This window comes from Streptomyces sp. NRRL S-455, from assembly GCF_000717875.1.
In the GTDB taxonomy this organism is placed as follows: domain Bacteria; phylum Actinomycetota; class Actinomycetes; order Streptomycetales; family Streptomycetaceae; genus Streptomyces.
Map to the genome: position 1 here is coordinate 1 of NZ_JOCT01000005.1, position 23,140 is coordinate 23,140.

The window sequence follows — 23,140 nt, forward strand, 5'->3', positions numbered from 1 at the left end:
AAACTCGACCGCAAAGCCCTCCCCGCCCCCGACTACACCGCAAAATCAGCAGGCCGGGCCCCACGCAACCCCCGCGAGGAAATCCTCTGCGCCCTCTACTCGGAGATCCTCGCGGTGAGCGATGTCGGGATCGACGACAGCTTCTTCGAGCTGGGCGGGCACTCCCTGCTCGCCACCCGCCTCGTCAGCCGCGTCCGCACCACCCTGGGCATGGAGCTGTCCATCCGGCAGCTCTTCGAGACGCCCACCATCGCCGGACTCTCCTCCGCCCTCGACGCGTCCGGCGCGGTCCGTACGGCCCTGACCGCGCGCCCCCGGCCCGCACGCGTCCCCCTCTCCTACGCCCAGCAGCGCCTGTGGTTCCTCCACCAGCTCGAAGGACCCACCCCTACCTACAACATCCCCACCGCCCTCCGCCTGACCGGCACCCTCGACCAGGACGCCCTGCACCACGCCCTGCGCGACCTCGTCGCCCGCCACGAAAGCCTGCGGACCGTCTTCGCCGAGGAGGCGGAGGGCGACCTCGGGCCGCGGCAGATCGTGTTGCCGGTCGAGCGGGCCGAGGTGCCGTTCGCGGTCGTCGACGTGGCCGAGGAGGAGGTCGGTGACCGGCTGGCCGAGGCGAGCGGGCACGCCTTCGACCTGACGGCCGAGATCCCCATCCGCGTAAAGCTGTTCAGGGTCTCCGAGTCCGAGCACGTGCTGCTGCTGCTCATCCACCACATCGCCAGCGACGCCTGGTCCCGCACGCCTCTGGCTCGGGACCTGACGGGTGCGTACGCGGCGCGGTGCGCGGGCGACGCGCCCGGCTGGAAGCCGCTGCCGGTGCAGTACGCCGACTACGCCCTGTGGCAGCAGGAGGTCCTCGGCGACGACAGCGACCCGGAGAGCATCGCGGGCAAGCAGCTCGCCTACTGGAAAGAGCAGTTGGCCGGGCTTCCCGAGCAGCTCGACCTGCCCACCGACCGGCCCCGCCCCGCCACCGCGGGCTACTCGGGCGACCGCATCCCGTTCACTGTGCCGGCGGAGCTGCACGGGCGGCTGACGGAACTGGCCCGGTCCAGCAACACCACCACGTTCATGGTGATACAGGCTGCCCTCGCGGCTCTCCTCACCCGGCTCGGCGCGGGCGAGGACATCCCGCTGGGCTCTCCCGTCGCCGGACGCACCGACGACGCCACCGACGACCTCGTCGGCTTCTTCATCAACACGCTGGTGCTGCGCACGGACACCAGCGGCAACCCCACCTTCCAGCAGCTCCTGGGCCGTGTGCGCGACACCGACCTGGCCGCCTACGCCCACCAGGACCTGCCCTTCGAGCGGCTCGTCGAGGCGCTCAACCCGACCCGCTCCCTCGCCCACCACCCCCTGTTCCAGACGATGCTCACCCTGCACAACACGCAGGGGACGGAGGCGGAGGAGTTCGCCGGTCTGTCGGCCGAGGTCATGGCGTCGGAGTCGGTGTCGGCCCGTTTCGACCTGTCGTTCGCGCTGGCCGAGCGGTTCGGGGACGGCCATGTCTGCGAGGGCATGAGCGGCAGCGTCACGTACAGCACGGACCTCTTCGACCGTGCCACCGTCCAGGACATCGCCGACCGCCTGGTCCGGCTGCTGGCCGCGGCCGTGGCCCATCCCAACCGGCCCCTGGGGCAGTTGGAGATCATGGACGCGGCCGAACGGCGGCTGGTGCTTCAGGAGTGGAACGACACCGCCGCCGAGGTGCCCGCCGAGTCGGTGACGCGTCTCTTCGAGCGGCAGGTGCTCCGGTCGCCGGACGCGACGGCCGTCGAGTTCGCGGACGGGTGGCTGTCGTACGCGGAGCTCAACGCGCGCGCCAACCGGCTGGCCAGGTACCTGGTCGCCCAGGGCGCGGCGCCGGGCCGGTTCGTGGCCGTCGCGATGCCGCGCTCGCTCGACCTGGTCGTCACGCTGCTCGCGGTCCTCAAGTCCGGCGCGGCCTATCTGCCGATCGACCCCGGTTACCCGGCCGACCGCGTCGGCCACATGCTCGACGACGCCGCGCCGGCCCTCACCCTGACCGAGCCGGTCAGGGAGGAGAAACTGACCGGGTACGCGGCCACGGACCTCGGTGACGCGGAGCTGCGGGCGCCGCTCTCTCCCGTGCATCCGGCGTACACGATCTACACCTCGGGGTCGACCGGACGTCCCAAGGGCGTGGTCGTGCCGCGCAGGGCGCTGGGCAACTTCCTCGCGGCCATGGGCCGGCGGTTCGCGCCGGGCGCCGACGACCGGCTCCTCGCGGTCACCACGGTCGGCTTCGACATCGCGGGCCTGGAGCTCTTCCTTCCGCTGCTGCACGGAGCGGTGCTGGTGCTCGCCGACGAGGAGACGGCGAAGGATCCGCACGCGCTGCTGCGGACCGTCTCGGCGGCGCGGATCACCATGGTGCAGGCGACGCCGAGCCTGTGGCAGGGCGTCGCCGCCGCGGCGACGGGTGAACTGGCCGGTGTCCACGTCCTGGTGGGCGGCGAGGCGCTGCCCACCGAGCTGGCACGGGCGCTCACCGCCCAGGCCCGTTCCGTGACCAATCTGTACGGCCCGACGGAGGTGACGATCTGGGCCACGGCCGCCGACGTGGCCGAGGCCGGTCCCGTCATCGGCCGGCCCGTCGCCAACACGTCGGCGTACGTACTGGATGCGTCGCTGCGTCCGGTCCCCGTGGGGGTGCCGGGTGAGCTGTACCTGTCCGGCGAGCAGCTGGCGGAGGGCTATCACCTGCGTCCGGGGCTGACGTCGGAGCGCTTCTGCGCCGATCCGTACGGCCCGTCCGGTGCCCGGATGTACCGTACGGGCGACCTCGTGGTCCGTCGTCGCGACGGTGCGCTGCGCTATCTGAGCCGGGTCGACCAGCAGGTCAAGCTGCGTGGTTTCCGCATCGAGCTCGGTGAGATCGAGGCGGAGCTGGTACGCCATCCGGCGGTCGCGGAGGCGGCCGTGGCGGTGCGCGAGGACCGGCCGGGCGACCAGCGTCTGGTGGCGTACGTCGTCGCGGTGGACGCGGCACCGGGCACGGGCGCGCTGCGGGACCATCTGCGGCAGCGGCTGCCGGAGTTCATGGTGCCCACGGCTTTCCTCACGCTCGACGCGCTGCCGTTGACACCGAACAAGAAGCTGGACCGCAAGGCGCTGCCCGCGCCGGACTACGCCGCCGAGTCGGCGGGCCGGGCCCCGCGCGGCCCCCGTGAGGAGATCCTCTGCACGCTGTTCGCCGAGGTGCTGGGTGCCGCGCGGATCGGGATCGACGACAGCTTCTTCGACCTGGGCGGGCACTCGCTGCTCGCGAGCCGGCTGGTCAGCCGTATCCGCACGGCGCTGGGGGTCGAGCTGTCCGTGCGGCAGTTCTTCGAGACGCCCACGATCGCCGGGCTGTCCGGGGTCCTCGACCGGGCGGCGGGTGCGCGGGCGCCGCTCGTGGCCCGGCCGCGTCCGGAGCGCGTCCCGCTCTCGCCGGCCCAGCAACGGCTTTGGTTCCTCTACCAGTTCGAGGGTCCCTCGGCGACGTACAACGTGCCCACGGCGCTGCGGCTGACCGGCCCGGTGGACCGCACCGCGCTCGACCGGGCGATCGGTGACGTGCTGGAGCGGCACGAGAGTCTGCGGACCGTCTTCGCCGAGGACCCGGAGGGCTCGCGCCAGATCGTGCTGCCCGCCGACCGGGTGGGCCACCGCCTCGACGTCGTCGACGCCTCCGAGGAGGACGTCGAGGAGCGGGTGGCGCGGGCGGCCCGGCACGTCTTCGACCTGACGGCCGGCATCCCGTTCCTGGCACGGCTGTTCAGGATCTCCGACACCGAGCACGTGTTGCTGCTGCTGATCCACCACATCGCCAGCGACGGATGGTCGATGGCCCCGCTCGCCCGCGACCTCGTCACCGCGTACGCGGCGCGCTGCGCGGGCGAGGCGCCGGGCTGGGAGCCGCTGCCGGTCCAGTACGCCGACTACGCCCTGTGGCAGCACGACGTGCTGGGCGACGAGTCCGATCCGCGGAGTGTGGCGGGGCGGCAGCTCGCCTACTGGAAGGAGGCCCTGGCCGGGCTGCCCGAGCAGCTCGAACTGCCCACGGACCGGCCCCGGCCGGCGACCGCCGGCTACACCGGCGACCGCATCCCCTTCACCGTCCCCGCGGCGCTGCACGCGCGGCTGACGGATCTGGCCCGCGCCACGCACACCAGCCTGTTCATGGTGACCCAGGCGGCGTTCGCCGCGCTTCTGACGCGGCTGGGTGCGGGCGAGGACATTCCGATCGGTACGGCGGTCGCGGGGCGTACCGACGACGCCACCGAGGACCTCGTCGGGTTCTTCGTCAACACGCTGGTGCTGCGCACCGACACCAGCGGCAACCCCACCTTCCGCGATCTCCTTGGCCGGGTGCGGGAGAGCGATCTCGCCGCGTACGCCCACCAGGAGGTGCCGTTCGAGCGGCTGGTGGAGGCGATCAACCCCACCCGTTCCCTCGCCCATCACCCGCTGTACCAGGTGATGATCACGTTCAACAACACGGCGGGGGCGGTGCGCGACGAGGAGCGGGCGGCTGTCGCCGGGGGCGGCACGCTGCTGAACGCGACCCGGATGGCGGCCGCCACCGGGGTGGCGAAGTTCGATCTGTCGCTCACCCTCGGCGAGGGGCACGACGAGTCCGGTGCGCCGACGGGCATGCGGGGTTCGCTGGAGTACCGCACGGAGCTGTTCGACCGGGAGACCGCCGAGTCGATCATCTCGCGGCTGCTCGGCGTGCTCGGCTCGGTCACGGCGGACCCGGACCGGCCGATCGGCGGGATCGGTCTGCTGGACCCGGCCGAGCGTCATGAGTTGCTGGTGGGGTGGAACGACACCGCGCGCCCGCAGCGGCAGGCGACGCTGCCCGAACTGTTCGAGGAGCAGGTGGCGAGGACGCCTCGGCGGCCCGCGTTCGCCGCGGATGGGACGACGCTGTCGTACGGCGAACTCAACTTCCGCGCCAACCGGCTCGCCCATCTCCTCGCGGAGTGCGGGGCGGGTCCCGAGCAGGTGGTGGCGATCTCGTTGCCGCCGTCGGTGGAGCTGGGGGTGGCGGTCCTCGCGGTGCTGAAGACCGGTGCCGCGTATCTGCCGGTCGACCCGAGCAGTCCGCGGGAGCGGATCGCGACGATGATCGAGGACGCGGACCCGATCTGCGCGCTGACCACCTTGTCGGTCCCCGACGAGGCCTTCCCCGCCGAGCTGGCCCGGCTGGTCCTCGACAGCCCGGACGTGACCGGGCGGCTCGCCGGGCAGCCCGCGCACGACCTGACGGACGAGGACCGGACGCAGCCGCTGTCCCCGTGGAACGCGGCCTACATCATCTACACGTCGGGCTCGACGGGCCGCCCCAAGGGGGTGCTGGTCGAGCACCAGCCGGTGGTCAACTACCTGGCGGTGTCAGCGGACTTGTATCCGGGGGTGGCGGGCAACGCCCTGCTGCACTCGCCGCTGTCCTTCGACCTGACGGTCACGGGCCTGTTCGCGCCGCTGCTGAACGGCGGCTGCGTGCACCTCGCCGACCTGGAGGAGCTGCACGAGCGGTCCCTGGCCGGTGACGTGCCCGCCGACCTGCCGCAGATGACGTTCCTGAAGGCGACGCCGAGCCATCTGCCCCTGATCACCGAGTTGCCCGCGGTCTGTGTGCCGCGCGGGGAGCTGGTCCTCGGCGGCGAGTCGCTGACCGGTCGCGCGGTGCGGACGCTGCTCGCGGCGCACCCGGGGGCCACCGTGCTCAACGAGTACGGCCCGACCGAGACCATCGTCGGCTGCACCACCTGGCGCGTCGATTCCCCGGACGACCTCGCGGACGGTGTGCTGACCATCGGCCGCCCGTTCCCCAACACCCGGATGCTGGTCCTCGACCCGTATCTGCAGCCCGTTCCGGCCGGTGTGCCGGGCGAGTTGTACGTGTCCGGTGTGCAGTTGGCGCGTGGGTATCTCAACCGGCCCGGGCAGAGCGCCTCCCGGTTCGTCGCCAACCCCTTCGAGGGGCCGGGCGAGCGGATGTACCGCACCGGTGACATCGTGCGCTGGAACCGCCGCGGCGACCTGGAGTTCATCAGCCGGGTCGACGACCAGGTGAAGATCCGGGGCTTCCGGGTGGAGCTGGGCGAGGTCGAGTCCGCCCTGTCGCGGCACCCCGGGGTGCCGGAGGCGGTGGCGGTCGTACGCGAGGACCGGCCGGGCGACCGGCGTCTGGTCGCGTACCTGGTGGCGGGGGCCGGCCCGGTGCCGACGGACGCGGAGCTGCGGGGGCATCTGCAGGACTCGCTGCCCGACTACATGGTGCCGTCGGCGTTCGTCCGCCTGGACGAGCTGCCGCTGACGGCCAACGGCAAGCTGGACCGGGGGCGGCTGCCCGCGCCGGACTACGCGACGATCAGTACGGGCCGGGCGCCGAGCACGCCGCGTGAGGAGCTGCTGTGCGAGCTGTTCGCCGACGCGCTGGGGCTGGAGTCGGTCGGCGTCGACGACGGCTTCTTCGACCTCGGCGGCGACAGCATCCTGTCCATCCAGCTCGTCAGCCGGGCCCGTGCGCAGGGCCTCACCCTGTCCGTGCGGGATGTCTTCGAGCACCAGAGCGTCGCCCACATCGCCGAGGCGCTGGGCGAGGCGGAGCCCGAGACGGGTCCCGCGAACGCCGAGGAACAGGGGGCGAGCGGGCCGGTGCCGGCCACCCCGATCATGCGGTGGTTCGCCGAACTGGGCGGCCCCGTCGCGCCGTTCAACCAGTCCGTGGTGGTGTCCGTTCCCGCGGACCTCGACGAGGAACGGCTGGTGGCGGCCCTGCAGGCCGTCGTCGACCGGCACGACACGCTGCGCCTGCGGGTCGCCGACGACTGGACCATGTCCATCCTCGAACCGGGGTCCGTGGACGCCGCCGGTCTCCTCACGCACCACGGCGCATCCGACCTCGACGACACCGAACTGCACGCCACCGTCGCCGCGTCGGCCGCGGCCGCACGCGACCTGCTCGACCCGGCCGAGGGCCGGGTGCTGCGGGCCTGCCGGATCGACCGCGGGCCGGAGCGGCACGGCCTGCTGGTCCTGGTCGCCCACCACCTGGCGGTGGACGCCGTCAGCTGGCGCCTGCTCGTGCCCGACCTGGCCGCCGCCTACGAGGGCCGCCCGCTCAGCCCGGCCGGAACCACCTGGCGCCAGTGGGCCGCTACGCTCCAGGACCTCGCCGCCCGTCCCGCCACCGAGGCCGAGACGGACCACTGGCTGGACGCGGTCCGCCCCGCCGCCGAACTGTCCCTCGACCCCGCGCGCGACACCCACGCCCGGTCCGGGCAGGTCGTCCTCGACCTCGACGCGGACACCACCGACGCCCTCCTCACCTGGGTCCCGGGGGTGTTCCGCGCGGAGATCAACGACCTGCTGCTCACCGCGTTCGGCCTGGCGGTCGCCGACTGGCGGCGCGGCCGGGGCCGCAGCGCCGAGACGCCCGTCACGGTGGACCTGGAGAGCCACGGCCGCCACGAGCACCTCGCTCCCGGTGCCGATCTCACCCGCACCACCGGCTGGTTCACGGCGATGCACCCGGTCCTGCTGAGCCCGGGGGTCAGCGACTGGGCCGGCGTGTGGGACGGCGGGGCCGCGGCGGGGCGTGCCCTGAAGCGGGTGAAGGAACAGCTGCGCGCGGTGCCGGGCGACGGGCTCGGCTACGGCCTGCTCCGCTACCTCAACCCCAGCACCCGGGACCGGTTCGCCGGACTCCCGGCGCCCGCATACGGGTTCAACTACCTGGGGCGGTACACGGGCGGGCGCGGCACGGCCGGCGCCTCGGAGCCCGAGCCGTTCAGCGTGCTCGGCCGGGGCGTCGCGGGCCAGCATCCGGACACCGTGCTCGCGCATCCGGTCGAGCTCGTCGCGGGTGCCCACGACACGGAGCAGGGGCCGAGGCTGCACAGCGTCTGGACGTACGCGAGCGCCGTGCTCTCCGAGGACGAGGTACGGCGCCTGGGCGAAAGCTGGTTCAGGGCCCTGAAGGCGCTGGTCGAGCACGCGGGCCGGCCCGAGGCGAGCGGTCTCACCCCCTCGGACGTCTCCCTCACCTCGCTCAGCGAGGACGACATCACACGACTCGAAAGCGAATGGGGTTCCCTCTGATGGCCAAGTCCGGCTTGGAAGACATCCTGCCGCTGTCCCCGCTGCAGGAGGGGATGCTGTTCCACAACCTCTTCGACGACGAGGAGCTGGACGCCTACAACGTCCAGGTCTTCATCGAGCTCGACGGCAACGTCGACCCGGCCCGGCTGCGCCGGGCCGGCGAGGCGCTCCTGGAGCGGCACGCGAATCTGCGCGCCGCCTTCCGCCACGAGGGGCTGAAGCGCCCGGTGCAGCTCATCCCCCGCAGGGTCGAGCTGCCCTGGCGCGAGGAGGACCTGCGGGGCGTGGCGGAGGCCGAGCGGGAGGAGGCGGCCGAGCGGATCGCCGCGCAGGACCGCTGGACCCGGTTCGACCTGGGCCGGCCGCCCCTGATCCGCTTCACCCTGATCCGGCTCGGCGCGAGCCGCTACCGCGTGGTGATGACCAACCACCACATCCTGCTCGACGGCTGGTCCATGCCGGTGCTGCTGCGCGAGCTGCTGACGCTGTACACGGTCCACGGGGACGTGACGGCGCTGCCCCGGGTGCGTCCGTACCGCGACTACCTCAACTGGCTCGGCGCCCGCGGCCGGGACGCGGCGCAGGAAGCCTGGACGGAGGCGTTCGCCGGGTTCGACACGCCGAGCATCGTGGCGCCGGACCGGGGGGCGCTCACCGCGGCGCCGGAGCGGATCGACTTCGTCGAGGACGAGGCGGCGAGCGCCGCGCTGACCCGGTTCGCCAGGTCGAACGGGCTGACCGTCAACACCGTGATCCAGGGGGCCTGGGCCCTGGTCCTGTCCCATCTGACGGGCCGTGACGACGTGGTGTTCGGTGTGACGGTCAGTGGCCGCCCGCCGGAGCTGACCGGCGTCGACACGATGGTCGGTCTGTTCATGAACACCCTGCCGTTGCGGGTCCGGCTGCGGCCCGCGGAGTCGCTGACGGACTTCATGCGCCGGGTGCAGAGCGAGCAGGCGCGGCTGATCGACCACCAGTGGGTATCGCTCGCGGACATCCAGCGCTGGGCGGGCTCGGGTGAACTCTTCGACACGGCCATGGTGTTCGAGAACTATCCGCTGAACTCCAGCCGCGGCCGTCCCCCCGGCGCCGGGCCCGACGCGGACCTCCCCACGGTCCTGAAGGTCCATTCGCGGGACCAGATGCACTATCCGCTGGGCCTGCTCGCCCTGCCGCGCGAGACCCTGCGGTTCTCGCTGGGCTATCTTCCGCAGGTCTTCGACGCCGAGCAGGTCAGGTCGGTGATCGCCGCGTTCCGCCGGGCGCTCAGGACGATCCTGGACAGCCCGGGGACCGCGGTGGGCGCGGTCGCGCTCCTGGACCCGGAGGTGCGCAGCACCGTCCTGGAGAAGTGGAGCGGCTCGGACGACGTGCGGCCCGCCGAGCGGTTCACGGACCTGTTCGAGGAGCAGGTGGCGCGCACCCCCGGCAAGACGGCGCTGATCGCCCCCGACGCGACTTACTCCTACGCCGAACTCAACGCGTCCGCCAACCGTCTGGCGCGCCGCCTGGTCGAGCTGGGCGTCGGCCCCGAGCGCCCCGTGGCGATCGCGGTGCCGCGCCGCACCGAGCTCGTGGTCGGCATGCTCGCGGTGCTCAAGGCGGGCGGCATGTATGTGCCGATCGACCCGGAGTACCCGGCCGACCGCATCCGGCACATGATCGAGGACTCCGACCCCGCGCTGGTCCTCACCACGTCCGACGTGGACGCCCAGGTGCGGGAGGAGTGCTGCGGCCCGCTGACGTTCGTCATGGACGACCCGCAGACGGGGAGGTCGCTGCGCCAGCACTCCGGGATCAACCTCGTCGACGCGGACCGCAGCGGCCCGCTGCTGCCGCGCCACCCGGCGTACATCATCTACACGTCGGGCTCGACGGGCCGCCCCAAGGGCGTCGTCATCGAGCACCAGGCGCTGTCGGCGTTCGTCAGACACTGCCGTTCCTCGCAGGCGCCGGACATCTCGGGGCTGTCCGTGATGCAGGCCTCGGCGTCGTTCGACCAGAGCGTCGGCTCCCTGCACGCCCCGCTGATCAGCGGCGGCTGTGTGCGCGTGACGGATCTGCGGGATCTCGCCGAGACGGCCGTGGACGAACCCGGGTTCCGCCGGGCGACGTTCATGAAGGGCACCCCGTCGCACCTGGCTCTGCTCGCGACGATGCCCGAGACCGTCTCGCCCTCCGGAATCCTCACGCTGGGCGGCGAGGAACTGCGCGGCGAGGTCCTCGCGCCGTGGCGCGAGAACATGCCGGAGGTGACCGTGGTGAACGTCTACGGTCCGACCGAGGCCACGGGCCACTGCCTGGAACACTGGATCAGACCGGACACCGCGCTGCCGCCGGGGCCGGTGCCGATCGGCACCCCGCACGAGGGGGTGCGGCTGTACGTCCTCGACTCGGCGCTGCGGCCGGTCGCCCCCGGCCTGGACGGCGAGGTGTATCTGGCGGGTGTTCAGCTGGCACGCGGGTATCTGGGCCGCAGTCGGCTGACCGCCGAGCGGTTCACCGCCGACCCGTTCGGCGCGGCGGGCAGCCGTATGTACCGCACGGGCGATGTCGCCCGCTGGAACGACTCGGGCGAGCTGACGTTCGTCGGCCGCGCGGACCGCCAGATCAAGCTGCGCGGGTACCGCATCGAACTCGGCGAGATCGAGGCCGCCGTCGCGGCCCTGCCGGGCGCCGCCCAGGCCGCGATCGTGCTCCGCGAGGACCAGCCCGGCGACCAGCGCCTCGTCGCGTACGTCGTGGCGGACCGCGGCGTGTGGGACGAGGCGGCGGCGTACACCGCGCTGGGCCGCGAACTCCCCGACTTCATGATGCCGTCGGCGTTCGTCACCCTGGACGCCCTGCCGCTCAGCCCGAACGGCAAGCTGGACCGCGAGGCGCTGCCCGCCCCCACCTATACCGGCCGGGTCTCGGGGCGGGCGCCCCGCACCCCGCGTGAGGAGATCCTCTGCGGCCTCTACGCGGAGGTCCTCTCGCTGCCGCAGGTCACGATCGACGACAACTTCTTCGAGCTGGGCGGGCACTCCCTGCTCGCCACCCGTCTCGTCAGCCGCATCCGTACGACGCTGGGCGCCGAGCTCTCCATCCGGCAGTTCTTCGAGACGCCGACGATCGCCGCACTCGCGGGGGTACTCGACCGGGCCGGCCGGGCGCGCACCGCCCTCACGGCGCGGCCCCGGCCCGAGCGCATCCCCCTGTCCTACGCCCAGCGACGCCTGTGGTTCCTCCACCGGCTCGAGGGTCCCAGCCCCACGTACAACATCCCGACGGCACTTCGCCTCACCGGGCCTCTGGACCAGGAGGCCCTGCGCCGGGCGCTGCTCGACGTGATCGCCCGTCACGAGAGCCTGCGGACGACGTTCACCGAGGACGAGCACGGGCCCCGGCAGGTGGTGCTGGGCCCCGAGGAGGTCCGGCTCTGCTTCGAGACGGCCGACACCACCGAAGCCGAGTACGAGGCCGATCTCGCGCTGGCGGCCCGTCACTGCTTCGACCTGAGTGCCGAGATACCCGTGCGCGCCCGTCTGCTCCGGCTCTCCGCGCAGGAGCACGTCCTGCTGCTGCTCATCCACCACATCGCCAGTGACGCCTGGTCCCGTGCCCCGCTCGCGCACGACCTGACGAGCGCGTACACGGCCCGGTGCGCGGGCCGGGCGCCCGCGTGGAAGCCGCTGCCGGTCCAGTACGCCGACTACGCCCTGTGGCAGCAGGAGGTCCTCGGCGACGACTCCGACGCCGACAGCATCGCCGGCCGGCAACTCACGTACTGGAAGGAGCGGTTGGCCGGTCTTCCGGAGCAGCTCGACCTGCCCGCCGACCGGCCCCGCCCCGCCACCGCCGACCACACCGGCGACCGGGTGTCCTTCGCCGTCCCCGCGCAGCTGCACGCCCGGCTCACCGAGCTGGCGCGCGCCACCGACACGACCCTCTACATGGTCCTGCAGGCCGCGCTCGCCACGCTGCTCGCCCGGCACGGCGCGGGCGAGGACATTCCCATCGGCACCCCCATCGCCGGACGCACCGACGACGCCACCGACGACCTCATCGGCTTCTTCGTCAACACCCTCGTCCTGCGCACCGACACCAGCGGCAACCCCACCTTCCGGCAGCTCCTGGGCCGCGTCCGGGACAGCGACCTGGCCGCCTACGCCCACCAGGAGCTCCCGTTCGAGCGGCTCGTCGAAGCCCTCAACCCCACCCGCTCGCTCTCCCACCACCCCCTGTTCCAGGTGGTACTCGCGCTGCAGAGCGCGGGCCCGCAGCGGGCGGGCGGGGAGGCCGCCGCCCAGGGCGGCCCGTCGCTGCCGGGCGGTCTGGTCGTCTCCGGCGTGGGCGGTGCGGCTGCGACCGCCGCCAAGGTCGACCTCGGGTTCTCGGTGTCGGAGCGCCGGGCCGCGGACAACGCCCCCGCCGGGATCGCGGGCGTGCTCGACTTCCGGACCGACCTGTTCGACCGCGGCACCGCCCAGGCGCTGGTCGACCGGTTCGTGCGGGTGCTCGCCGAGGCGGCCGGCCGCCCCGACCTGCCGCTGAGCCGGATCGACGTCCTCGGTCCCGAGGAGCGGCACCGGGTCGTCGAGGAGTGGAACGCCACGGCCAAGAGCCTGGCTCCGGCCACGCTGCCGGACCTCTTCGAGCGGCACGTACGGCAGCGGCCCGACGCCGAGGCCCTCGTCTGCGGTGACCAGTCGCTGAGTTACGGGGAGCTCAACGCGCGCGCCAACCGGCTGGCCCGGCTGCTGGTCGCGCGGGGTGCCGGGCCCGAGCACCTGGTCGCGCTGGCGCTGCCCCGCTCCCCGGAGCTGGCCGTCGCCGTCCTCGCGGTGGCCAAGTCCGGTGCCGCCTATCTGCCGCTCGACCCGGGGCATCCGGCCGAGCGGATCGCCGGCACGTTCCAGGACGCGGCGCCGGTGGCGCTCCTCACCACGAGCGGCGTGGCCGCAGCCCTCCCGGACACGGCCGTGCCCCGGATCCTGCTGGACGAGGAGCCGGCGGCCGGCGAGGCGGCGGGCGACCTGACCGACAGCGACCGGCTCGCGCCGCTCCTGCCGTCGCACCCCGCCTACGTCATCTACACGTCCGGCACGACCGGCCGCCCCAAGGGCGTGACCGTGACGCACGCGGGGCTGCCGGGCCTGGTGGACATTTTCACCTCGCACTGCGGGGTCGTCCCCGGCAGCCGCGTCCTGCACCACCTGTCCCCCTCCTTCGACGGCGGGTTCTGGGAACTGTCGATGGGGCTGCTGACCGGGTCGACCCTGGTCGTCGCCGAGCCCGGCATCACCCCGGGCCCGGCCCTCGCGGACCTCGCGGTGCGGCACGCGGTCACGCACGCGGCGATCCCGCCGGCGGTGCTCCAGCTGATCCCCGAGGGGGCGCTGCCCGCCGGCATGACGCTGGTCGTCGCCGCCGAGAGCTGCCCGCCGGAGCTGGTCGAGCGCTGGTCCTCGGGGCGTCTGATGCTCAACTCGTACGGCCCGACGGAGGCGACGGTCTGCGCGACCATGAGCGGCCCCCTGACGGGTTCGGTCGTCCCGCCGATCGGCGGCCCGATCGCCGACACCGCCGTGTACGTCCTGGACGGAGCGCTCCAGCCGGTGCCCCCGGGGGTGCCCGGCGAGCTGTACGTACGTGGTCCCGGGCTCGCCCGCGGCTACCTCGGCAGGCCGTCGCTCACCTCAAGCCGATTCGTGGCGAGTCCGTACGGGTCGGCGGGCGGCGTGATGTACCGCACCGGCGACCTCGTCCGCTGGAACGCCGATGGCGTCCTGGAGTACCTGGGTCGTACCGACACACAGATCAAGCTGCGCGGTATGCGCATCGAACCGTCGGAGATCGAGACGGTGGTGACCCGCCAGTCGGGGATCCGGCGGGCGGCGGTCCTGGTCCGCGAGGACGCGCCGGGCGACCGCCGCCTGGTCGGCTACGTCGTGCCGGACGCCGGTACGGCCGTGGACACCGCCGCGCTGCGCCGGCGGCTGCGCGAACTGCTGCCCGAGTACATGGTGCCCGCCGCCTTCGTCGTCCTGGACGCGCTGCCGCTCACCGCCAACGGCAAGCTGGACCACCGCGCGCTGCCCGCGCCCGAGTACCGCGCCACCAACGGGCGGGCCCCGCGCACCCCGCGCGAGGAGGCCCTGTGCCGGCTCTTCGCCGAGGTCCTCGAACTGGACCTGGTCGGCCCCGACGACGGGTTCTTCGACCTGGGGGGCCACTCGCTCCTGGCGATCCGGCTCGTGGAGCGGGCCCGCGGCGAGCTGGGCGTGGAGATGGCCGTGCGCGACCTGTTCGCCGCGCCGTCGGTCGCGGACCTCTCGGCGCGGCTCGCCGCCCGCGGCGACCACGAGCCGATGGAGCGCCTCCTGCCGCTGCGCGCGTCCGGCTCGCGACGTCCGGTGTTCTGCGTCCACCCCGGGTCCGGCATGAGCTGGTGCTACTCGGGTCTCGTCCGCCATCTGCCCGCCGACATCCCGGTGTACGGCATCCAGGCCGCGGGCCTCGACGGCGACGGGCGGCTGCCCGCCACGCTGGAGGAGATGGCCGCCGAGTACGCCGATCTGGTCCAGGAGGCGCAGCCGCAGGGACCGTACCGGCTGCTCGGCTGGTCGCTCGGCGGCAACGTGGCCTTCGCCATGGCGGGCGAACTGCGCGCACGGGGCCAGGAGGTGGAGCTGGTGGCGTTCCTGGACGCCTACCCGCGACGCGCGGCACAGGGCGAGGAGACCCCGCTGGCCGAGGTGTTCGCGCACAATCTGCGCGACGCCGGGTTCGACATCGGCACCGAGGAGCTCGCCGACGGCGCTTTCCCCGCGGCCCGCTACCGGGCGTTCCTGAACGCCACCCGCGACCCGATGGGCCGACTGGACGAGGCCGAACTGGCGGCGGTCCTCAAGGTGTTCATGAACAACGCCGGGCTGATGCGCGGCCACACGCCGGGCTCTTTCGACGGCGACGTGCTGGTCCTGTCGGCCGAGCGGGTGCCCGGCGAGAAGCTGGCGCGCCGCGGCGCCGAATCGTGGCGCCCGTACGTGACGGGCCGTATCGAGCGGGTCGGTGTCGACGCCGACCACCTCGGGCTCGTCCAGTCCGACGCCGCGCTCGCGGTCGTCGGGCGTGCCCTGACCGAACGACTGGACTGAGCGAGGTCGACTCCCACCATGCCCGTGATCACCGTCAATGACATCAAGCTCAACTACTACGACAACAAGCCGCCCGGCGGCGGCCCCTCCGCGCCCACCGTGCTGCTCGTCATGGGCTCGGGCGGCAGCGGCCGGGCCTGGCATCTGCACCAGGTGCCCGCCCTGGTGGCCGCCGGGTTCCGGGTGGTCAGCTTCGACAACCGCGGCATCGCCCCGAGCGACGAGTGCCCATCCGGCTTCGGCATCGACGACCTGGTCGCCGACACCGCGGCGCTCATCGAGGAACTGCGCCTGGGCCCCTGCCTGGTGGCGGGCATCTCGATGGGGGCGCACATCGCGCAGGAGCTCGCCCTGGCCCGGCCCGAACTCGTCAGCCGTATGGTCCTGATGGCCACCCGGGCCCGTCCCGACGTGCTGCGCGACGCGCTGTCCCGCGCGGAGATCGAGCTGTACGACCGGGGCGTGGAGCTGCCCGCCGCCTACGCGGCGGTCGTGCAGGCCATGCAGAACCTCTCGCCCCGCACGCTCGACAAGGACCAGCAGGCACGCGACTGGCTCGACATGCTGGAACTGACCCGGTTCTCCGGGCCCGGGCACCGGTCACAGCTCGGGGTGGGCCTCATGCCGGACCGGCGGGAGGCCTACCGCGGCATCCGGGCCGCCACCCGGGTCATCGCCTTCCAGGACGACCTGATCGCCCCGCCGGGCCTGGGCCGGGAGGTCGCCGACGCGATCCCCGGTGCCGAGTTCGAGGTCGTGCCCGACTGCGGGCACTACGGCTATCTGGAGTCACCCGACGCGGTGAACAAGAGCATCGTCGAATTCCTGCGCGGATGAAGCAGGCACAGCACATGAAGCCGCTGAAGCCATGAGAGGGGTCAAGTTGATCAAGAGGAGGAAGGGGATGGGGCGATGAAGGGGAGCACGGTGAAGGCCGGGCTCGACGAGGATCTCCGGGCCGGCGACGCAGAGCTGCTCGCTCTGGCACTAGAGGTGTGCCCCGGGTTCGAGCCGTCGGAGGTCGTCTACCGCAGCCGCACATCGCTGGTGGTCGGCGGCTCCCTGGACGGCACCGAGGCCCTCGCCAAGGTCCGTACGCCCGACTGGCGCCGGCAGTGCCTGCGCGAGATCGAGGCGTACGACCTCTTCGACACGGCGCCCCCGCCGGTGCCGGTGCCGCGCCGCTTCGGCTCCGACAAGGAGCGCGCAGTGCTCGTGATGGAGCGGCTGGCGGGGGAGGTGGTGGCGCCGGACCGGTTCCCCGCCGACCCCGTCTCCGATGCGGATCTGACCGGCGTGCTCGATGCCGTGGAGCGTCTGCGGCACTGGCACCCCGGCACGTCACGCGCGTGGTGGGTCGACTACCGGCCCATGCTGGAAGGCATGCGCGCCCAGGGCGTGTTCGACGAAAAGGGCTGGACGGAGATGCTCGCGCTCCTCGAACTGTCCGGGCGGCCGCGGGAGTTCGGCCATGGCGACCTGGTGCTCGCCAACGTGGTCCGCACCGGCGGCGGACATGCCCTGATCGACTGGGCGAGCAGCGCGGTCTATCTGCCCGGCCTCGATCTGGCCCAGCTCTGGATGCTCCTGTGGAAGGTTCCGGGTGCCCGGGAGCGGATCGAGGTGGAGGTGGCCGGGCGCGGTGACGTACGAGACGGGCTGGCGCCCTTCCTGCTGAACCTGACGCTGCTGCTGTATCGGGAGCGGCGCGCCCACCAGCGGTTCACGGACGACGCGTCTCGGGCGCGCGCGGTACGGCTCGACGCCGACTGGGAGCTGACCCGGGAACGGGTCGGGCGCTGCCTGGCGACGGCGGCCTGACGCGGGCGCGCCCGCAGGGCACGGCGAAGGGGCCTCCCGGTCATCGACCGGGAGGCCCCTTCGTGGTGGTGTCGCTCCTGTCACTCGATGAGCAGTTGGTGGCTGGCGAGTTCGCGGTAGAGCGGGCTGCTGCCGGTCAGTTCGTCGTGCCGGCCCGCGGCGACGACCTCGCCGTGTTCGAGGACCACGATCTGGTCGCTGTCCACGACGGTGGAGAGCCGGTGGGCGACCACGAGCAGGGTCCGGTCGGCGGTGACCGTGCTGATCGCGTTCCGCATGAGGGCCTCGTTGCGGGCGTCGAGGTTGCTGGTCGCCTCGTCGAGCAGCATGATCGGCGGCGCGGCCAGGAACGTCCGTGCCAGGGCGAGGCGTTGGCGTTCCCCGCCGGACAGCAGGACGCCGCCCTCTCCGACCTGGGTGTCGAGGCCGAGCGGCGCACGCTTGATCACGTCCTCGAGGTTGACCGAGCGCAGCACCTCCCGCATGTCCTCGTCGGTGGCGTCGGGCGAGGCCAGGGAGAGGTTGTCGCGGACGGTTCCGGCGAGGACCGGCGCCGACTGCTCGACATAGCCGAGGCTGTGACGCAGTTCGCGGCGCGGCAGGTCGCGTACGTCGATCCCGCCGACCCGCACGGCGCCCGCGGTGACGTCGTAGAACCGCTCCACCAGCGACAGCAGGGTGGACTTGCCCGCTCCGGACGGGCCGACCAGCGCGGTGCGGGTGCCTCGGGGAACCGTGAGGGAGACGTCCCGCAGGACTCTCTCGCCGCCGGAATAGCCGAAGCTGACCCGGTCGAACTCGATGGCGGGCGGCCGTCCCGCGCCGGCGTCCGCCTCGGGCCGGGTCCGTTCGCGTACCGAGAGCGCGCCGCCGGGCGGCGTCCGGAGGATGCCGGGGGCGTCGGCGCCGCCGGCGGTGTCGGTCTCCTGCGGCAGGTCCACCATCTCCTCGATGCGCTGAAGGGCGCCGAGCCCCGACTGGAGCCGGGAGTAGGCGGTCAGCGCGCGGCCGAGCGGGAACCAGAGCATGAACAGGAAGAGCACGAAGGCGACCATGTCACCGACCTGGATCGCGCCGCTGGCCACCCGGGCGCCGCCGAGGCCGAGGACGACGAGGAACGCCACCTGGATGGTGGTCGAGGTGATCGGGTTGATCATCGCCTGGAGCTTGGCGATGCGCATTCCGGCGGTATAGGCGTCCTTGGCGTACCCGTCGACGGCGCGCGCCTCCCGCTCTTCGGCACCGCTGGCGCGGATCGTGCGGACGGCGGAGATCGCCCGCTCCACGGCGGACGTCATCTCACCGATGCGGTCCTGGGCGTCCCGGGACGCCCCGCGCACCCGGCGGGAGAGCCCGACGACCGCGACGACGCCCAGGCCGAGGCCGAGGGCGGTGGCCGCGAACAGGGTGGGGTCGATCAGGCACATCATGACCGCGGAGCCGCCGACCATGACGACGTTGGTCACGGTGTCGAACAGGCCCGAGGTGACCACCGCGCGCAGCAGCGTGGTGTCGGCGCCGACGCGGGAGAGCAGGTCCCCGGTGCGGCGCTGGTCGTACTCCGTGATGGGCAGCCTGAGCAGCCGGGCCACCAGGCGTCGGCGGGCGGTGAGGACGAGGCCCTCGGCGGCGCGCTGCAGCATGTAGTCGCGCACCCCGCTGAGCACGGCCACCACGATGAGGACGCCGATGAGCAGCGCCACCAGCCGGCCCACCGGCTTGTCCGCCTCGATGTCGGCGAGCACGTCCCGGGTCAGTACCGGCTGGCTGAGGGTGAGGAGGGTCACGACCAGGGAGAGCACCGCCACGATCCCCAGGGTCGGCCAGTGGCCCTGGAGATACGGGAACAGCGAGCGCAATCCGACCTTCCGGGCCGGCAGGGCGGGCGACTCCGGCTTCGGCGAGATCGCCGCCCCGGCGGGCGGAGCGGGCGGCCGCTCCCTGGTCTGCGTGCTCGTCATCGGACTCCAACTCCTGTTTCACTGCGGGGGATTCGCCGGTCAGGCGGGCTGCGCCACGTCTCCGAGCACATAGCCGTCGGCCGGGCGCATCGCGCGCGAGCGACGCAGATCGGTCATCACGAAGGTGCGCTGCAGCCAGCGGTCAGTGCCGTCGTAGCGGGGGGTGAACTCGGTACGGCCGTGGACGGTGACGCGGTTGTCGACGATCGCCAGCTCACCCGGCGCGAGGCGGTGGGTCGCCGCGGTCGCGTCGAAGTGGTCCCGCAGTTCGCGCAGCGCCTCGGCGGCACGTCGGGTGACCGGCTTGGTGGCCGCCAGGTCGACCCGGATGTCGGGGTCCGACGGGTCGCCGGTGAGGACCGGGGCGGGCGGCTCCTCGACCTCGCCCATGTTGAAGGAGGGCGGCGGCGCGGTGATGAACTCCGGGGCCCCCAGGGTCCGCAGAGCGCCGTCGGAGAGCAGCGGGAGTACCTGCCGGATGGAGGCCGTCCGCAGGCCCGCGCGGCCCGTGGGGTCGGCCCGCAGGCACAGCAGCATCACGAAGTCGGGTCGGTGCTCGTGGAAGGCGTTCTCGTTGTGGAAGGTCAGCAGCGTCGAGCCGGCGTTGCCCTGGAACTCCTCCATGCCCGGGACGGGCACGACGTCCTGGACGAGGGCACCGCCCTTCTCGGGCCGGAACGCGCCGGGGTCGCCGAGACCGCAGGCGATCATCAGCAGGACGGCGGCGCCCAGTGCGGGCTCACGCTGTACGGAGCCGTTGACGCACGGGGTCGGCGGCAGGCCCAGGGCGTCGACGGGCAGTCCCCGCAGCAGCAGCCCGCCGCCGGGACCGGAATCCCGACGGAAATCGGCGAGGGTTCTGCGCAGCGCGACCGGCAATTCATGCCATGAATTCCTGGCGGCCTCCACCCATTCGACGTCGTCGGGGCGTCCGGTCGCCTGAGTGGCGAGTTTCCAGGCTATTTCCTCGACGAGTTCCGCATCCGACGGGTCCAGTGTCACGTCGTAGCGCGGAGCCGATCGTTCGGCACTCGCAGCCATTTTCAGAGCCTCCGTCCACGGTATTTTGCGTGTACTCCGGACGCTATGGCGGCGCGTTATCGGCCGCGTATCGACCGAGCATGAGCGGATATTCCGGTTCCGGTCTCCGCAGGCAGGATGCGGCTGCCGTTGGGGCCGGGGTGCATGCGGGAGGGCCACGAGGTACGGGTCCACGAGCAGGCCCCGGAACTCAAAGAGGCGGGCGTGGGCGTCAGGGCGAGCACGGCGGCGAGCCCGCCGATGCCCGCCCCGACGACCGCGATCCGCACCTTCGGCGCCATCAGCCCCTCAGGTCCCGGACGGGTTCCGCGCCCGACCAGACGACGGCGGCGGAGCCCCAGGTGAGGCCGCCGCCGAAGGCGGTCAGGACCAGACGGTCCCCGGTGCCGATACGTCCTTCGGCGGCCGCGTCGGCCAGGGCGAGGGGGATGGAGGCGGCGGCCGTGTTGCCCACGTCCGCGATGTTCGAGATCACCCGCTCCGGTGGCAGGCCGAGGCGTTTGGCCACCGACTTGAGGATGCGGATGTTCGCCTGGTGGCCGACGAACGCGTCGACGTCCGCCATGTCCCACCCCACCTTCCCGGCGACGGAGCGGGCGGATTCCGTCATGGTGGTGACGGCCCGGCTGTAGACCTCGCTGCCCTGCATGGTGAGGTACTCGCCGTGCGGCGGGATGGTGATCAGGTCGTCCCCGGTGCCGTCGCTGCCGAGTTCGGTGTGCAGCACCGCGCCGGGCTCGCTCGTGCGGCCACGCTCCAGGAGGACCGCGCCCGCTCCGTCGCCGAACACGACGGCCGTCGTACGGTCGTCGGGATCCACGATCGAGGAGTAGACGTCCGCGCCGATGACCAGGGCCCGATCGCAGCTGCCCGCGGTGATCATCGAGGAGGCCACGGTGAGCCCGTAGACGAACCCGGAGCAGACGGCGGACAGGTCGAACGCCGCTGCCGCCAGGCCCAGTCGGGACGCCACCCAGGGGGCGGTCGCGGGGCAGCGCCGGTCCGGCGTGGTGGTCGCGAGCAGGACGAGGTCGCAGCCGTCCCGCCCGGCCGACTTCAGCGCCGCGGCTCCGGCCCCGACGGCGAGGTCTCCCGTGCCGGTCCCCCAGGAGACCCGGCGACGCCGTTCGATGCCCGTACGGCTGTGGATCCAGGCGTGGTCCGTGTCGAGGTGCCGCGACACCTCGTCGTTGGTGACGACGTCCTCCGGCAGGCAGGTGCCCAGGCCGGTGATGACGGCACCGACCCGGTCATTCGCCGCGGTCATGGAGGCCCCCTCCTTCCGGGGATGCGGACGACGCCGACACCGGGGCGGGCCCGGCGAGGGCGAGGGCCGTATGGAGTTCCGCGAAGTCCTGGCGGGCGATGGGTGCTGTGATCAGCTCCTCGGGCACGCCGAGTTCCGTCATCAGTTCCGCTGCGTCCAGGGGTGCGCCGGCCGCCTCACGGCGGACCTCTTCGAGGCGCAGGACCGCGCCCTGGTCCAGGATTCCGGCCCTCAGTGCGGCGAGCGCGTGCTCCAGTGCACAGGCCGCCGCGTACTGTCCGAGGAGGCGCTCGGACAGGGGCGTCCCGGCGTGGGCCGCCCAGTGGCCGATCGCCAGCGTCTGGTGGACGGCGCGGGTCCACTGCGCGCTGGCCTCGCCCGGACCGTGCCGCTCGACGTGGTCGAGCAGGACGTCGCACACGGACCGCAGCAGGCGGGCGGCGTCCGGACCGCCGGCCCCGGCGACCGCCTCGTCGAGTACCGTGTCGAACTCCTTGCGGTGGCGCAGGGCGAAGCGGGAGGCCTGGTAGCCGAGGACGGTGTTGTCCCCGCCGAAGGTGACGGCGATCTCGTAGTCGTGGAGCAGGGGCGTGATCTGGTTCGCGTCGTGGTACCCGAGTCCGCCGCACAGCTCCCGCGTCTCGGCGAGGGTGTGTCGGGCGTCGCCGGTGCTTCCGGACTTCCCGCAGGAGATCAGCGCGTGCAGCACCTGGTCACGGGCCGGTGCGCCCTGAGCGGAACGGGCGACCGCGATCTCGGACAGCGCGTCCATGGCGTGCCGGGCGGCGAGGGACCGGCCCACGGCGGCCGACAGCCGCATGCGGTAGTGCTCGTGGCCGATCAGCGGTCTGCCGAAGGTCTGCTTGACGGCCGCGAAACGGGTGGTGATCGCACAGGCGAGGAGCTGCGCGTAGGCCGCCCCCACCGACGGGAAGAGCCGCTCGTGGGTGAAGGTCGCCAGGCACTCCTCGAACCGCCGGTGGCGCGGCAGCGGGGAACGGTAGGTGCCGTCCGCGTCGATCGACGCCCAGCGGTTCATCAGGGCGGACACCGGCAGGCGGTAGTCCGTGAAGGAGAGGACGCCGGTCTGGTTGGCGGTGACGCCGCCCTTCGGCTCGGCCCGCCCGATGCGCACCCCGGGCAGCACCCTGCCGTCTTCCCGCAGCGGCACCCGGATCCAGTGGTGGCCCTCGTCCCGCCCGCCGACCTGCAGCCGGCTCAGCACCATGGCCACGTCACCCGTGTGCAGGCTGTTGCCGATCCACACCTTGCTGTCGGCGGGCCGGGGCGTGTTCAGGACCAGCGTGCCGCTCTGCGGGTCGTAGGTGGCGGTGGTCCGCACCTGCTTCAGGTCCGATCCGGCGTGCAGTTCGGAGCCCGCGAAGCAGTACACCTTGGCCATGCGGTCGATCTCCGGGCCGTAGGAGCGCAGTTGCTGCTGTCCGCCGTGGCTGAGCAGCGCGTCACCCGCGATCTGGTGGGAGACCAGGACGTTGAGCAGGGACAGGTCGTACGCACCGATCCAGCCCATGGTGCGCAGGAAGTCGGGGAAGCGGGCGCTGTCGCCGCGGCCCAGCCAGAGGGAATTCGCCGTGAAGCCGGCACCGTTGAGGAGTTTCGCCCGGCGAAGCGTCAGCAGGCTGTAGTCGAGAACGCTTCCGTCGTCCGGTCTGATGGTGGCGAACTCGGGCCCGGACAGGACACGGGCCAGCTCTTCTTCGCGTTGCGTCATGGACTCTCCTGGGATGGGTCGCACGGGTCTGTGGCTGCGCGGC

The 23,140-nt window shown here is 72.8% G+C and carries 8 protein-coding genes; 4 read left to right on the top strand and 4 right to left on the bottom strand.

Translation table 11 applies throughout. The features are described 5' to 3' along the window. The 4 genes from IE97_RS0109565 to hasP form a co-directional block, all read left to right on the top strand. Positions 1-8,133: non-ribosomal peptide synthetase (locus IE97_RS0109565; RefSeq protein WP_051704909.1), on the top strand; the 8,133-nt coding region annotated here is incomplete at its 5' end. Continuing rightward, a complete protein-coding gene (locus tag IE97_RS0109570; RefSeq protein WP_158708263.1) occupies positions 8,133-15,275 on the top strand; it encodes a non-ribosomal peptide synthetase in 7,143 nt (2,380 codons plus the stop codon). The genes IE97_RS0109565 and IE97_RS0109570, both read left to right, overlap by 1 nt. A gap of 18 nt (positions 15,276-15,293) precedes the next feature. Continuing rightward, a complete protein-coding gene (locus tag IE97_RS0109575) occupies positions 15,294-16,112 on the top strand; it encodes an alpha/beta fold hydrolase (RefSeq protein WP_030234825.1) in 819 nt (272 codons plus the stop codon). 75 nt (positions 16,113-16,187) lie between these two features. Next, on the top strand, positions 16,188-17,096 hold the full coding sequence (hasP, locus tag IE97_RS0109580) for a 3-hydroxyasparagine phosphotransferase (RefSeq protein WP_030234827.1): 909 nt from the start codon (positions 16,188-16,190) through the stop codon (positions 17,094-17,096). 80 nt (positions 17,097-17,176) lie between these two features. Here the strand turns inward: hasP and IE97_RS0109585 are convergent, their stop codons facing one another. The 4 genes from IE97_RS0109585 to IE97_RS0109600 all read right to left on the bottom strand — a co-directional run bounded on the left by IE97_RS0109585 (position 17,177) and on the right by IE97_RS0109600 (position 23,097). Beyond that, positions 17,177-19,057: an ABC transporter ATP-binding protein gene (locus IE97_RS0109585; RefSeq protein WP_030234834.1), complete on the bottom strand. Its 1,881-nt coding sequence runs from the start codon at positions 19,055-19,057 to the stop codon at positions 17,177-17,179. Between the two features lie 39 nt (positions 19,058-19,096). Further along, positions 19,097-20,098 (bottom strand): clavaminate synthase family protein, encoded by a 1,002-nt coding sequence (locus IE97_RS0109590; protein WP_030234842.1) that lies wholly within the window; start codon positions 20,096-20,098, stop codon positions 19,097-19,099. A gap of 280 nt (positions 20,099-20,378) precedes the next feature. Continuing rightward, on the bottom strand, positions 20,379-21,365 hold the full coding sequence (locus IE97_RS0109595; protein ID WP_030234846.1) for a beta-ketoacyl-ACP synthase III: 987 nt from the start codon (positions 21,363-21,365) through the stop codon (positions 20,379-20,381). After that, positions 21,349-23,097 (bottom strand): acyl-CoA dehydrogenase family protein, encoded by a 1,749-nt coding sequence (locus IE97_RS0109600; RefSeq protein WP_051704900.1) that lies wholly within the window; start codon positions 23,095-23,097, stop codon positions 21,349-21,351. Before IE97_RS0109600 ends, IE97_RS0109595 begins: the two co-directional genes overlap by 17 nt. Positions 23,098-23,140: the final 43 nt, after the last annotated feature.

Coding starts and splice junctions, on each gene's coding strand:
- IE97_RS0109570 (WP_158708263.1), top strand. CDS start 8,133: ATGGCCAAGTCCGGCTTGGAAGACATCCTGCCGCTGTCCCCGCTGCAG.
- IE97_RS0109575 (WP_030234825.1), top strand. CDS start 15,294: ATGCCCGTGATCACCGTCAATGACATCAAGCTCAACTACTACGACAAC.
- hasP (WP_030234827.1), top strand. CDS start 16,188: ATGAAGGGGAGCACGGTGAAGGCCGGGCTCGACGAGGATCTCCGGGCC.
- IE97_RS0109585 (WP_030234834.1), bottom strand. CDS start 19,057: ATGACGAGCACGCAGACCAGGGAGCGGCCGCCCGCTCCGCCCGCCGGG.
- IE97_RS0109590 (WP_030234842.1), bottom strand. CDS start 20,098: ATGGCTGCGAGTGCCGAACGATCGGCTCCGCGCTACGACGTGACACTG.
- IE97_RS0109595 (WP_030234846.1), bottom strand. CDS start 21,365: ATGACCGCGGCGAATGACCGGGTCGGTGCCGTCATCACCGGCCTGGGC.
- IE97_RS0109600 (WP_051704900.1), bottom strand. CDS start 23,097: ATGACGCAACGCGAAGAAGAGCTGGCCCGTGTCCTGTCCGGGCCCGAG.